The 12,628-nt window shown below is 69.0% G+C and carries 15 protein-coding genes; 2 read left to right on the plus strand and 13 right to left on the minus strand.

Features of this window, described 5'->3' with window-relative positions; genetic code table 11:
* Positions 1-217 precede the first annotated feature (217 nt).
* From QMK34_RS34190 to ffh, 13 genes are all read right to left on the minus strand, one after another.
* The gene (locus QMK34_RS34190) at positions 218-541 is read right to left on the minus strand and encodes a DUF2469 domain-containing protein (RefSeq protein ID WP_003096226.1); all 324 of its coding nucleotides are present in this window, start codon (positions 539-541) and stop codon (positions 218-220) included.
* On the minus strand, positions 538-1,335 hold the full coding sequence (locus QMK34_RS34195; RefSeq protein ID WP_326418834.1) for a ribonuclease HII: 798 nt from the start codon (positions 1,333-1,335) through the stop codon (positions 538-540). The genes QMK34_RS34190 and QMK34_RS34195 overlap by 4 nt, the downstream gene beginning before the upstream one ends.
* Before the next feature lie 43 nt (positions 1,336-1,378).
* Entirely contained in the window at positions 1,379-2,311 is a 933-nt protein-coding gene (lepB, locus tag QMK34_RS34200; RefSeq protein WP_326418821.1) for a signal peptidase I, read from the minus strand.
* 31 nt (positions 2,312-2,342) lie between these two features.
* Positions 2,343-2,711: a 50S ribosomal protein L19 gene (gene rplS / locus QMK34_RS34205; protein WP_326418822.1), complete on the minus strand. Its 369-nt coding sequence runs from the start codon at positions 2,709-2,711 to the stop codon at positions 2,343-2,345.
* Between the two features lie 176 nt (positions 2,712-2,887).
* Positions 2,888-3,634 (minus strand): tRNA (guanosine(37)-N1)-methyltransferase TrmD, encoded by a 747-nt coding sequence (trmD, locus tag QMK34_RS34210; protein ID WP_326418835.1) that lies wholly within the window; start codon positions 3,632-3,634, stop codon positions 2,888-2,890.
* A complete protein-coding gene (locus tag QMK34_RS34215) occupies positions 3,634-4,362 on the minus strand; it encodes a hypothetical protein (protein WP_326418823.1) in 729 nt (242 codons plus the stop codon). Before QMK34_RS34215 ends, trmD begins: the two co-directional genes overlap by 1 nt.
* 9 nt (positions 4,363-4,371) lie before the next feature.
* Positions 4,372-4,887, minus strand: coding sequence for a ribosome maturation factor RimM (gene rimM / locus QMK34_RS34220; protein ID WP_326418824.1), 516 nt, complete (start codon positions 4,885-4,887; stop codon positions 4,372-4,374).
* Positions 4,888-4,907: 20 nt separating this feature from the next.
* A complete protein-coding gene (locus QMK34_RS34225; protein WP_003103110.1) occupies positions 4,908-5,147 on the minus strand; it encodes an RNA-binding protein in 240 nt (79 codons plus the stop codon).
* The gene (rpsP, locus tag QMK34_RS34230) at positions 5,144-5,593 is read right to left on the minus strand and encodes a 30S ribosomal protein S16 (protein WP_326418825.1); all 450 of its coding nucleotides are present in this window, start codon (positions 5,591-5,593) and stop codon (positions 5,144-5,146) included. Before rpsP ends, QMK34_RS34225 begins: the two co-directional genes overlap by 4 nt.
* A gap of 178 nt (positions 5,594-5,771) precedes the next feature.
* Complete coding sequence (locus tag QMK34_RS34235; protein WP_326418826.1) at positions 5,772-6,551, minus strand: CPBP family intramembrane glutamic endopeptidase; 780 nt, start codon at positions 6,549-6,551, stop codon at positions 5,772-5,774.
* A 75-nt stretch (positions 6,552-6,626) separates the two neighbouring features.
* Entirely contained in the window at positions 6,627-7,361 is a 735-nt protein-coding gene (locus QMK34_RS34240) for a CPBP family intramembrane glutamic endopeptidase (RefSeq protein WP_442785273.1), read from the minus strand.
* A gap of 83 nt (positions 7,362-7,444) precedes the next feature.
* Positions 7,445-8,518 (minus strand): amidohydrolase family protein, encoded by a 1,074-nt coding sequence (locus QMK34_RS34245; RefSeq protein WP_326418828.1) that lies wholly within the window; start codon positions 8,516-8,518, stop codon positions 7,445-7,447.
* Between the two features lie 3 nt (positions 8,519-8,521).
* Complete coding sequence (ffh, locus tag QMK34_RS34250; protein WP_326418829.1) at positions 8,522-10,084, minus strand: signal recognition particle protein; 1,563 nt, start codon at positions 10,082-10,084, stop codon at positions 8,522-8,524.
* A gap of 137 nt (positions 10,085-10,221) precedes the next feature.
* Between ffh and QMK34_RS34255 the strand changes: the two genes are divergently transcribed.
* Together QMK34_RS34255 and QMK34_RS34260 are read left to right on the plus strand one after the other, a co-directional pair.
* Positions 10,222-12,015: an ABC transporter ATP-binding protein gene (locus tag QMK34_RS34255; RefSeq protein WP_326418830.1), complete on the plus strand. Its 1,794-nt coding sequence runs from the start codon at positions 10,222-10,224 to the stop codon at positions 12,013-12,015.
* A gap of 9 nt (positions 12,016-12,024) precedes the next feature.
* Positions 12,025-12,489 (plus strand): MarR family winged helix-turn-helix transcriptional regulator, encoded by a 465-nt coding sequence (locus QMK34_RS34260; protein WP_326418831.1) that lies wholly within the window; start codon positions 12,025-12,027, stop codon positions 12,487-12,489.
* Positions 12,490-12,628 lie beyond the last annotated feature (139 nt).

The following is a 12,628-nucleotide window of genomic DNA, read 5'->3' on the forward strand; positions in this document are numbered from 1 at the left end:
GACAACGCTGCCAGGGTGAGCACGGGGGGCACCAGACCCAGCTGCCCAGGCTGTGGACAACTGGGGGGATGTGGACAAAAAGCAGCCGCCGGACAGCTCGGAGGACGGAAACTGTCGGCAGGGCGTGCTAGCTACCCGCCCCTGAACGCGCTGAAGGCCACCTTCACGGCGTCAGACGCGGTGAAGGTGGCCTTCAGGGGTACTCGGGGGCGGCGGCTCAGCCGGAGAACGGACCGTCCTCGGGCAGCCGCAGGTCGGGTTTGTCGAGCTCTTCGACGTTGACGTCCTTGAACGTGATGACCCGGACGTGCTTGACGAAACGGGCGGGCCGGTACATGTCCCAGACCCACGCGTCCGACATGCGGACCTCGAAGTACACCTCACCACCACCGTCGCGCACCTGCACGTCGACGGCGTTGGCCAGGTAGAACCTACGCTCGGTCTCCACCACGTACGAGAACTGGCCGACAATGTCGCGGTACTCGCGGTACAGCGACAACTCCATCTCGGTCTCGTACTTTTCGAGATCCTCCGCGCTCATGAAATCCGCGCCCCTCCTCGGGATCGTGCCGGTGCCCCGGCGGCAGAGCGTTCATTGTTACCCACCGGGCGGGCGAGGGCACGTACCGGCACGCTCGGGTTTTCCAGTGCGGCGACCGTCAGCACGACCGGATGGGGCGGCGTGACGCCGTGCGCGGCGGCCACCGTCGCGACATTCGTGTACGACCAGCGGTGCACGGCGCTCGGCCCGTGCACGGTGAGCGCGGCGCTGTGGTCGGTGGTGCTGTAGCCCTTGTGCACGTCGAAACCATAGTGCGGGTAGTCGTCGTGCAGGCCCGCCATGATCCTGTCCCGGGTGACCTTCGCCAGCACCGAAGCCGCCGCGACGCAGGCCACGGCCTTGTCGCCCTTGATCACCGGCACGCTGGGCGCGGGCAGGCCCGGCACGCGGAACCCGTCGGTCAGCACGTAACCGGGGGCCACCTCGAGAGTGGCGACGGCCCGCCGCATGCCCTCCAGGTTGGTCACGTGGATGCCGAACAGGTCGACCTCCTGGGAGGACACCACGACGATCGAATAGTCGATCGCCCTGGCGAGGACCCGGTCGTACACCCGATCACGCGCCTTGGCTGTGAGCAGCTTCGAGTCGGTCAACTCGGGGAGCCTGGCGGCGTCTCCGGGCCTGAGCACGCAGGCGGCGACCACCAACGGCCCCGCACAAGCACCCCGCCCGGCCTCGTCCACACCTGCCACCGGACCGAGCCCGCGCCGTTCCAGCGCGGATTGCAGACCCCAGAAAGGATCTCCGCGCACGACCGAGCGAGGCGGGCGCAACGGCGCCGCCGGTGCACGGGAAACACCAGGAACACTCAAGGCTCTACCGCCTCCGGCCGGCCACCTTGCGAAGCCCGGAAGACATCCGCCTGCCCAGGAACAGCGCGGGCCAGGCGGCGGCGATACCGACACCGGCCGGGAGGCCTTGCTGCCACGCGGGCGCGCCGAGTGCCGCGGGCCGCGCGTTCTCCTGCGGGTTGTGATCGGTCACGCCGCCCCACCTGCTGGGCGGGAGCACGATGAGCCGTGCCTTGCCGATGATGTTGTCGACCGGCACGACGCCGTTGATACCGCCGCCGCCCTGGCACGTGGAGTCACAGGAGTCGTTGCGGTTGTCGCCCATCACCCAGACGTAGCCCTGGGGGACCTTGACCGGCGGGAAGCTCGCCTCGGTCGTCACCTCAGGGTTTTTCCAGTGGATGTACGGCTCGTCGAGCGCCTTGCCGTCCACGATGACACGGCCGCGGGCATCGCAGCACTGGACGGTCTGGCCGCCCGTGGCGATGATCCGCTTGACGAAGTCACGCTCGTCCGGGGGGGCGAAGCCGATCAACGATCCGAAGCCGCGAAGGCCCTTCACGACGATGTTGCTGGACTCCTGCGGCGCGATTTCGTTGTTCCAGAGCGGCGGGCCCTTGAAGACCACCACGTCACCCGAGGTGGGATCGGTGAAGTCGTAGGTGACCCGGTCGACCAGAATGCGGTCACCGGTGCAGTCCGTGCATCCATGGAGCGTGGTTTCCATGGACCCCGAGGGGATCATGTAGACCTTCGCCAGGAACTGCTGGATCAGGATCGTGAGCACGAGTGCCACGACGATCAGGATCGGCAGTTCTTTCCAGAACGAACGCTTCTTGCTGGATTTGCCACGCCGGTGGGAGCCCCGCCTCCCGGACGTGGACGACTCCGCAGAGCCATCCTCATCCGGTCGATCGGGTTCATCCTCAGCGGCACTCTGGGGCACGGGTTCGACCACGTCGCCAGGCTACCGGTAACCGCTCAGCTACTCAGGAAGCAGAGGTGGTCTCGCGCTTTTCGCGCTTCTCCTTGATCTTGGCGGCCTTACCGCGAAGCTCACGAAGGTAGTACAGCTTCGCGCGGCGGACATCGCCGCGCTTGAAGACCTCGACCTCGGCGATGTTCGGCGTGTGCAACGGAAAGGTGCGCTCGACGCCGACGCCGAAGGAGACCTTACGGACGGTGAAGGTCTCGCGGACGCCACCACCCTGGCGACGGATGACGACGCCCTGGAAGATCTGGTTGCGCTCGCGGTTGCCTTCGATGACGCGGACGTGCACCTTGAGCGTGTCGCCGGGTCGGAAGTCCGGGATGTCGGAACGCAGTGACTGCGCGTCCAGGGCGTCCAGGGTGTTCATCGGTGGTCCGTCCTCGTCTTCGTATGGCTTACGTACTGCCGGGCGCGCAGCGACTTCCCTGCGACCATGACCCGGGGGCTGGTGACGGGCCAGTGGACGACGGCAAAAAACAGCGAGGTCCACTCACGCCAACCTGTCAAGTATTGCAGACCGCCGGGCCCGGACTTAACCGGGCCCTAGCCGAGCTCCTCGCGCAAGCTGTCGAGGAGACCGCGATCGTGCTTGTCGAGACTACCCTCCGGCAGCGCGGCGATCAGTTCGGGCCTGCGGGTCACCGTGCGCTCCAGCGCCTGATCACGCCGCCAGCGGTCGATCAGCTTGTGGTTGCCCGACCGCAGCACCTCGGGCACCGAGAGGTCGCGCCAGACCTCCGGACGGGTGTAGCTCGGGCCTTCGAGCAGGCCGTCGGAGAACGAGTCCTCCGCCGCGGAGCGCACGTTGCCGAGCACCCCGGGCAGCAGCCGGACGACGGCCTCGACCATCACCAGCACCGCGGCCTCGCCGCCGACGAGCACGTAGTCCCCGATGGAGACCTCGTCCACCGGCATCCTGCGGGCGGCGTCGTCGATCACCCGCTGGTCGATGCCCTCATAACGGCCGCAGGCGAACACCAGGTGCTTCTCCGCCGCGTACTCGTGGGCCATCGCCTGGGTGAACGGGCGACCGGCCGGGGTCGGCACGACGAGCCGGGTCTGGGGGCCGCACACGTCGTCGAGCGCGGGCCCCCAGATCTGCGGCTTCATCACCATGCCGGGGCCGCCGCCGTACGGCGCGTCGTCCACCGCGCGGTGGACGTCGTGCGTCCAGTCGCGCAGGTCGCGCACGCCGAGCTGGATCAGGCCGCGATCGATCGCGCGACCCAGCAGCGCGGCGCGCAGCGGCTCCAGGTACTCGGGGAAGATCGTGACGACGTCGAGCCGCACTACGTCCACATCCAGTAGTCGGTGCCCTCGGCGTGCCACGGCGAGGGGACCTGCTGGTCGATGGTGAACGCCACGCCGAGCCCGGCGGCGATCTGGATGTCACGGCGCAGGGTCTCGCGGATCGGGGAGCCGGTGGGCAGGCCGTTGTTGTCCGCCCATGCCTCGCTCTGCGTGATGCAGGTCTGCGCCGGGTGCCGCGCGTTGTGGCAGGCGTGCGGGGCGCCCCAGGTCTGGGTGTGGCTGAAGTCGATGACCTTGCCCGAGCTCTGCTCGGTGATGGTGCCGACGGCCTTCAGGCGGTAGTTCGACGTCGGCACGTTCCAGCGCACGTAGTGCTGGCGTCCGCCGTCCGACGGGATGGCCGCGCAGTTCGCACCGGCACCGTCACAGGAACTCTCGCTGGTGACGCGCTGGCTGTAGTAGGTGCCGTTGCCGCTCCAGCCGTCCAGGAGCACCCAGTCACCGGCGCGGAGGAAATGCTCCGACCCGGCGGGCGGCCAGGTCTTCGGGTCGCCCCACGCGACCCAGGACTCGGTCGCCGACTTCGGCGCCCACGTCCACTGGAACGCGCTGCCGTCCGATGGCTTGAACTGACCCGCGCTCTGCTTGAACATCATGGAGAAGTCGCCGTACGTTGACGGCGTGGCGGCGTCGGCGGCGGGAACGAGCACACCGCCGAGAGCCAGCACGGACGCGCAGACCGCGGCGGCACGGCTGAAGAACTTCATGGGACTCCCCTAGTCCTCGTCGAGCAGGCCTTCCGGGGGGTCGAGGACGACCCGACCACCCGCGATGTCGACCACGGGCACGATGGCCTGGACGAAGGGAACCAGCACTGTCCGCCCATCGCAGTCGAGCGAGAGCAGCTCGCCGCCGGGGGAATGGAGGACTTCGATGACCTTGCCGACCGGCGAACCGTCGGTCAGCTCGGCACGCAGGCCTTCGAGCTCGAAATCGTAGAACTCTTCAGGGTCTTCGGTGGGCGGCAGGGCCGAGGTATCCGCGAGCAGGAGCGCGCCGCGCAGCGTTTCCGCCACGTCCCTGGTCTGCACCTGCTCGAAACGCACCAGCAGCCGCCCGCTGTGAGAGCGGGCGGCTGTGATGGTCAACTCCCGGGTACTGCCGTCGCGCAACCTCGTCGCGACGACCGCACCGACTCGGAAGCGCTGCTCCGGCGAATCGGTGCGGACGTCCACGGCGAGCTCGCCGGTGATTCCGTGCGCCTTGGCCACACGGCCGACTACGACGTCCATCTGTTTCTCGACCGGCCCGCTCAGCGGTCGGTGTCGACGACGTCCACCCGGACGCCGCGGCCACCGATACCGCCCATGACGGTGCGCAGGGCTGTCGCGGTGCGGCCGCCACGGCCGATCACCTTGCCGAGATCGTCGGGGTGCACATGCACCTCGAGGGTCCGGCCGCGACGGGTGGTCAGCAGCTCGACCCGGACCTCGTCCGGGTTGTCCACGATGCCCCGCACAAGGTGCTCAAGGGAGTCGGCGAGAAAGCTCACGCCTCGGCCTTCTCGCCCTCGGCTGCGGCTTCGACCTTCTCGGCCTCGGCCTTCTTGGGAGCGGACTTCTTCTTCGGCGTGGTCGCCTCGGCCGAACGGTCGTCACCAGCGGCGGCGAGCGCGGCGTTGAACAGGTCCTGCTTGGACGGCTTGGGCTCCGCCACCCGCAGGGTGCCCTCGGTGCCGGGAAGGCCCTTGAACTTCTGCCAGTCACCGGTGATCTTGAGGATGTTCAGCACCGGCTCGGTCGGCTGCGCGCCGACCTTCAGCCAGTGCTGTGCACGCTCGGTGTCGACCTCGATGTAGCTGGGGTCTTCCTTCGGGTGGTACTTACCGATCGTCTCGATGGCCTTGCCATCCCGGCGGGTACGCGCGTCGGAGACGATGATCCGGTAGTACGGCGCACGGATCTTGCCGAGGCGCTGCAGCTTGATCTTGACGGCCACGGGTGTGGGTACTCCTCATTACTCTCGATGCAAGGGACGGCACACACGGACCGTGTGGGGATACGGTCGCGGGCACCACGGTTCATCAGCCTTGGCGCGGTGAGAGGGTCCGGCCAAAGCAGGCAAGCGTACATTCTGCCAGACGCACCACCGGCTCCTCGCAGGTGGACCCCCATGGTCAGAAAGAGGCCACCCCGAGCGAGGTGAGCAGGATCGCGACCGCGGGCAGGAAGTTGTTCGTCTGGTGGGCGACCACGCTGGTCAGCAGTCTGCCGGTGACCAGCCTCGCCAGCCCGATCGGCACCGCGATGACCAGCAGGAGGATGGTGCGCAGGGGTTCCAGGTGGCTGGCCGCGAACACCGCCGTGGAGAGCAGGAAGGCGGCGATCCGGCCCCATTTCTCGTTGCCCCACTGCAGCCGTTCCACCGCGCCCCAGAGCAGGCCGCGATAGATGATCTCCTCGCAGATGGGCCCGAGCAGCCAGAGGTAGAGGAACATCACCACGGCCGCCGAAACCGACATCTTCCGGTCCTCGATCAGCGCGCTGATCGCCGAGGTGGCGTTGACGTCGCCGACCAGCTGGGTCCAGAGGTACGCGGCGAGCGAGGTGCAGCCAAGGCCGATGACGCCGTAGCGCAGTCCGGTGCGGACGTCGGACCAGCGCCACTCGATGCGCAGGTCGATCAGCGGGCCGTTGCCCCGGATCTTGGTGATCGCCAGTGCGACGGCGGCCGCGGTCATCGTGGGCACCATCGTGCCCAGCAGTACCACGCGCATCGGGAGGGGCTGGCCGGGCTGGACGTCGCCCAGCAGCACGCTGATGAACGCCGCCGACGCCAGCAGGACGGCCTCGACGAACAGGAACGCACCGAACCCCCAGCGATGCGAGGGCGGCGTGTCTTCCGGGCGCGGTGACGCGGCCTCGGGGAGCGGCTCCCTGGGCTGGGTGTCGGTCAAGCCGGGCCTCCGTGATCGTCCGGTTACGGAGCGAGCCTAACTCGCCGGGCGCGATAGATCAGTGCCACAAACAGGTCAGTTACCGACAAAGAGCAACACCGCGGGCGGGAGGTTGTTGGCCGCGTGGGCGATCACGCTGGCGCTCACCCGGCCACTCAGGTAACGCGCGAGGCCGATCGCGAGGCCCTGGCCGAACAGCGCGATCGTCCGGGTCGGCTCGCCGTGGAGCAGCGCGAACACCAGCGCGGTGACCACCAGGATCACCCAGGCCGGGACCCGGTGGTGGCCGAGGGCACCCCACAGGGTTCCCCGGAAGAGCAGCTCCTCGGTGACCGGCGCGGCGAAGACCACGATCACGGCGGCCAGTAGCAGCCAGCCGGTGTCGGACTGGCCGGACTGGTCGGACAGCTCGCTCAGCGGGCCGTCGGACACGTTGTCGGTGCCATAGACCGCGAGCAGCAGCAGGTTCAGCAGGTAACCGGCCAGCAGGGCCGCCGCGCCGCACGCGACGCCGATCTTGAGGTCACGCCAGGTGGGCCGCAGCCCGAAGTCCTCGCGCAGGCCGTCTCCCCAGAGCTTGGACCCGGCGGCCGGGCCGAGGCCGAGCAGCAGGTTGGGCAGGAAGGCCAGCAACAGCAACGGCCCGGTGTCGCGCAGCTCGAGCGGGTCGTACTCGCCGAAGTGGCCGGAGAGCACGGCGGTCATGACCAGGGTGACGACGTAGTAGCCCGCGATCCCGGCGAAGAACGCCGTGAACCCCCAGTGCGCGCCGAAGACCAGGCCCGTCCGGCGCCCGCCCTGCTCGTCCACCACGCCTCCACACTGAGAGTTCGACTGTCCCTGAAGGCCACCATCACGGCGTAAAACGCGGTGAAGGTGGCCTTCAGGGACCATTACGAAAAGACTGTGCCACGCAGGATGATGTGGCTGGGATGGCGGAGTGCGGCGAGGTTTTCGCGCGGGTCCACCGGGTAGACGAGCAGGTCCGCCGGTGCCCCGTCGGCGATGCCGGGATGGCCGAGCCAGTCGCGGGCCGCCCAGGACGCCGAGGCCAAGGCTTGCTCGGCGGACATCCCCGCCCTGTGCAGCGCCTCGATCTCGTCGACCAGCCTGCCGTGCTCGACCATGCCCCCGGCGTCGCTGCCCGCGTACACGGCGACGCCAGCCTCGATCGCGGACGACACCATCGAGCCGACGCCCGCGTGCAGGGCTCGCATGTGGGCCGCGTAGGCCGGGAACTTACCCGCCTTGTCGGCGATCCCCGGGAAGTTCTCGATGTTGATCAGCGTCGGGACCAGCGCGACCTCGTGCTCGGCCAGCCAGGACAGCTCGTCCGGCGAGAGCTCGGTGCCGTGCTCGAGACAGTCGATGCCCGCGGCGAGCAGCCCTGGCAGCGCGGCCGCGCCGAACACGTGCGCCGTGACGCGGGCGCCCTCGGCGTGCGCGACGGTGACCGCCTCGGCCAGCACGTCGTCCGGCCACAGCGGGGCGAGGTCGCCGAGGCCGCGGTCGATCCAGTCGCCGACCAGCTTGACCCAGCCGTCGCCGTCCCGCGCCTGCTCGGCCACCGCGGCCGGAAGCTCCGACGGGTCGTCGAGTTCGATGCCGAAACCGGGGATGTACCGCTTGCGCAGTGCGATATGCCGTCCTGCCCGGATGATGCGCGGCAGGTCGTCGCGGGCCTGCAGCGGCCGGACGTCGATCGGGAGCCCGCAGTCACGGATCAGCAGCGTGCCCGCGTCACGATCCTGGACGGCCTGCTCGGCCGCCTCCTCCAGCGACACGGCACCACTGACCCCGAGGCCGGGGTGGCAATGCGCGTCGACCAGGCCGGGCACGAGAAAGCCTTCCCGCACCACGGTTTCCGCGCCGGACACCGGCTCGGCAGAGATCCGGCCGCCGGTGATCCACAGCTCACGCCGCTCGCCCTCGGGCAGCACGACGCCCGCCAGATGCAGTGCGTCCATGCCTTACTTGGAGTTCTTCGGCGGCAGCTTGAACTTCGACGGGTCGAAGCCGGGGACGTCGTTCATGCCACCGAGCTGGGAGAGGTCGGGCATGCCACCGCCGGGGGCCGCGCCGGGCATCCCACCGGGCATCGCGCCAGGGGGCAGCATCGGCATACCGCCGGGGAAGCCACCGCGCACCTTGGGCTGGGTGGGGCCGCGTCCCTTGCCCTTCTTCCCCTTCTTGCCCTTGCGCGTCTTACTGCCGCCGCCCCCGCCGAAGCCGAACCGGCCCGCCATCTGCGCCATCATCTTGCGCGCCTCGAAGAAGCGGTTGACCAGATCGTTGACCTCGCGGACGGTGACACCGGAGCCGGCCGCGATCCGCGCACGGCGCGAGCCGTTGATCATCTTCGGGTCGTCGCGCTCGGCCGGGGTCATGCCGCGGATGATCGCCTGCAGCTTGTCGAGGTGCTTGTCGTCGACCTGGGCCAGCTGGTCCTTCATCTGGCCCGCGCCCGGCAGCATGCCAAGCAGATTGCCGATCGGGCCCATCTTGCGGACCGCGAGCATCTGCTCGAGGAAGTCCTCCAGGGTGAGCTGGCCGCTGCTGAGCTTGGCCGCTGTCTGCTCGGCCTGCTCCTGGTCGAAATGCTCCTCGGCCTGCTCGATGAGGCTGAGCATGTCACCCATGCCGAGGATCCGGCTGGCCATCCGGTCCGGGTGGAAGACGTCGAAGTCCTCGAGCTTCTCACCGTTGGACGCGAACAGGATCGGCTGGCCGGTGACCTCGCGGACCGACAGCGCGGCACCACCGCGGGCGTCGCCGTCGAGCTTCGTGAGCACGACGCCGGTGAAGCCGACGCCGTCGCGGAAGGCCTCCGCGGTGGTGACCGCGTCCTGGCCGATCATCGCGTCGACCACGAACAGCGTCTCGTCGGGCGAGACGGCGTCGCGGATGTCCGAGGCCTGCTTCATCAGCTCTTCGTCGACGCCGAGGCGGCCCGCGGTGTCAACGAGGACGATGTCGTGCTGGGCGTGCTTGGCCTCGACGATGGCGCGGCGGGCGACGTCGACCGGGTCGCCGACGCCGTTGCCGGGCTCGGGCGCGAAGGTGGCGACACCGGCGCGCTCGCCGACGATCTGGAGCTGGGTGACCGCGTTGGGGCGCTGCAGGTCGCAAGCCACCAGCAGCGGCGCGTGGCCCTGCTTCTTCAGGTACAGCGCGAGCTTTCCGGCGAGCGTCGTCTTACCGGCACCTTGGAGACCCGCGAGCATGATCACGGTCGGCGGGTTCTTCGCGAGGTTCAGCCTGCGCGTCTCGCCGCCGAGGATGGTGACGAGCTCCTCGTTGACGATCTTGACGACCTGCTGGGCCGGGTTGAGCGCCCCGGAGACCTCGGCGCCCTTGGCGCGCTCCTTCATCTTCGCGATGAAGTCCTTGACCACCACGAGCGCGACGTCGGCTTCGAGCAGCGCGATACGGATCTCGCGCGCTGTGGCGTCGATGTCGGCGTCCGACAGCCTGCCCTTGCGCGTGAGCGTCTGCAGGGCGGATGTGAGCCGATCGGAGAGGGTGTCGAACACGGGCGTGCACGCTCCAGCTGGGTCGTCGTTGCGTGCCGATCCGTGGTCACGGTGGACCGGCACCGTTCCAGAGTAGTCGCTCCGGGCCGACCATAACCGGCTGGCCATCCCCGGCGGAATTTAGTAAACATATGCGTATGACTTCTCCGACGACCGCGCCTCCGGTACTCCGCGAGCCCGCACACGACACCGAAGAACTCGTCCCGTTCAGCCGGATGGCGGGTCTGTTCAAACCACATCGGGGCCCGATGGCCGTCCTGCTGGCGCTGCTGGTCGTACAGGCGGGACTCGGCGTGATCTCGCCGTTCCTCCTGCGCGAGATCCTCGACAGCGCCCTGCCACACCGGGACATCCTGCTGCTCTGCCTGCTCGCGCTGGGGATGATCGCGGCCTCGGCGGGCGCCGGTTCGCTCGGCGTGGCGACCACCGCGCTGTCCAACACCATCGGCCAGCGGGTGATGAACGAGCTGCGCGTCTCCGTGTACGGCCATCTGCAGCGGATGTCGCTCGCCTTCTTCACCAGGACCAAGACCGGCGAGGTGCTTTCACGGGTCTTCAACGACGTCGGCGGCGTCGACAACGTGATCACCACCACGGCGGGCTCGGTGGTGCAGAACGGGACCACCACGATCGCCATCACCGTGGCCCTGATCGCGCTGGACTGGCAGCTGGCCCTGTTGTCGCTGGTCGTGGTCCCGCTGTTCCTGCTCTTCACCATGCGGCTCGGCCGCAAACGGCGGGCGCTCGTGCGCGGCAGGCAGCAGCGGCTCGCCCGGCTGACGACCCTGGTCGAGGAGTCGCTGTCGGTGTCCGGGGTACTGCTGGCCAAGACCATGGGCAACGAACGGGTGATGCGCGAGCGGTTCGCGACGGAGTCGCAGAAGATCGCCACCCTGGAACGCAACACCGCGCTCGCGGGCCGCTGGCAGGTGGCGTCGAGGTCGATGAGCCTGACGATCATCCCGGCGCTGGTCTACTTGGTCGCCGGGCTGGCACTGGCCAAGGGCGCGAACCCCTTCTCGCTGGGCACCGTGGTCGCGTTCACCAGCATGCTGAACCGCCTGGCCGGGCCGGTCACCGCGACGCAGACGATCGGGCAGAACCTCGCCACGTCCAAGGCGTTGTTCGGGCGCATCTTCGAGGTGCTGGACCTGCCGGTCGAGATCAGCGACCGGCCCGGTGCCGGCACGCTGGCCACCGGGCGCGGCGACGTCGCGGTGCACGGGGTGTCGTTCCGCTACGAGGAAACCGGGCCGTGGACGCTGCGCGAAATCGACCTCGACATCCCGGCGGGCACCACGACGGCGCTGGTCGGCTCGACGGGCTCCGGGAAAACGACGCTGGCGTATCTGGTGGCCAGGCTGTACGAACCGACGTCCGGGCAGGTGCGCGTCGACGGCACCGACATCCGCGACGTCACCCTGTCCTCGCTGGCGGCGAAGGTCGGCATGGTTTCGCAGGAGACCTACCTGTTCCACGCGTCGGTCCGGGAGAACCTGCGGTTCGCCAAGCCGGACGCGACCGACGAGGAGATCGACCACGCCGCGAAGGCCGCCCACATCCACGACACGCTCGCCGGGCTGCCCGAGGGCTACGAAACCGTGGTCGGCCAGCGCGGGTACCGGTTTTCCGGCGACGAGAAGCAGCGGATGGCGATCGCCAGGATCCTGCTGCGCAACCCGCCGATCCTGGTGCTCGACGAAGCGACCAGCGCGCTCGACAACCGCACCGAGCGCTCGGTGCAGGCCGAACTCGACCGCCTGGCCAGCGGCCGCACCACCATCACCATCGCCCATCGTCTGTCCACAGTGGAGAACGCGGACCAGATCGTGGTGCTCGACGAGGGCCGGATCGTCGAACGCGGAACGCACGCCGACCTGCTGGCGCTCGACGGCCGCTACGCGCGGCTCCTGCGGGGCGAGGAGGCTTAAGCTGGACGAATGCACCACCCCACCCCCGAACCGGACGTCACGGACACGCCGGACGAGCTCGCCGCGGTGGCCCGCGCGGTCAGGGAAGGCGTCAGCAGGCTGAACTGGCGGATGCGGGCCGAGCGCGACGAGAGCGGGCCCGGCCCGGTCGTCCTGGCGGTGCTGAGCAGGCTCTACCGAGCCGGGACGCACACGCCGAAGGAGCTGTCGGACAGCGAGCGCATCCATCCGCAGTCGCTCACGCGGATCCTCGCCTCGCTGGAGGAGCGGGGGCAGATCGACCGGCGGCAAGATCCCAAAGACGGGCGGCGGGCGCTGATCGACGTCACCCGGGCGGGCCTGGCTGTGCTGCGGGACTACAGCGTGCGGCGCGAGCGTTGGCTGGCGGCGGCCATGGAAGAGCAACTGGAGCCCGCGGAACGGCAGCTGCTGCTGCGCGCGTCCGAACTGATGGTCCGGCTCGCGGATTCCTAACAAGAACTGTCCCTAGGTGGCTGGTGTCTTAGATTGTGAGGGGTGTGTCGGTCGCGGTGATCGGGTGGCCGGTCCGGCAGGATGAGTGGTGTGGCCTTGGGACGCACGCCTCGTCAGACCGATCTGTTGCGCTCGACCG

Origin of the sequence: Amycolatopsis sp. H20-H5 (assembly GCF_035828755.1) — a bacterium.
Classification (GTDB): domain Bacteria; phylum Actinomycetota; class Actinomycetes; order Mycobacteriales; family Pseudonocardiaceae; genus Amycolatopsis.

What these genes read in the sequence shown, in the direction of transcription:
- QMK34_RS34190 (WP_003096226.1), bottom strand. Translation starts at nt 541, where the DNA reads ATGAGCGCGGAGGATCTCGAAAAGTACGAGACCGAGATGGAGTTGTCG.
- rplS (WP_326418822.1), bottom strand. Translation starts at nt 2,711, where the DNA reads ATGAACACCCTGGACGCCCTGGACGCGCAGTCACTGCGTTCCGACATC.
- QMK34_RS34215 (WP_326418823.1), bottom strand. Translation starts at nt 4,362, where the DNA reads ATGAAGTTCTTCAGCCGTGCCGCCGCGGTCTGCGCGTCCGTGCTGGCT.
- rimM (WP_326418824.1), bottom strand. Translation starts at nt 4,887, where the DNA reads ATGGACGTCGTAGTCGGCCGTGTGGCCAAGGCGCACGGAATCACCGGC.
- QMK34_RS34245 (WP_326418828.1), bottom strand. Translation starts at nt 8,518, where the DNA reads ATGGACGCACTGCATCTGGCGGGCGTCGTGCTGCCCGAGGGCGAGCGG.
- QMK34_RS34255 (WP_326418830.1), top strand. Translation starts at nt 10,222, where the DNA reads ATGACTTCTCCGACGACCGCGCCTCCGGTACTCCGCGAGCCCGCACAC.
- QMK34_RS34260 (WP_326418831.1), top strand. Translation starts at nt 12,025, where the DNA reads ATGCACCACCCCACCCCCGAACCGGACGTCACGGACACGCCGGACGAG.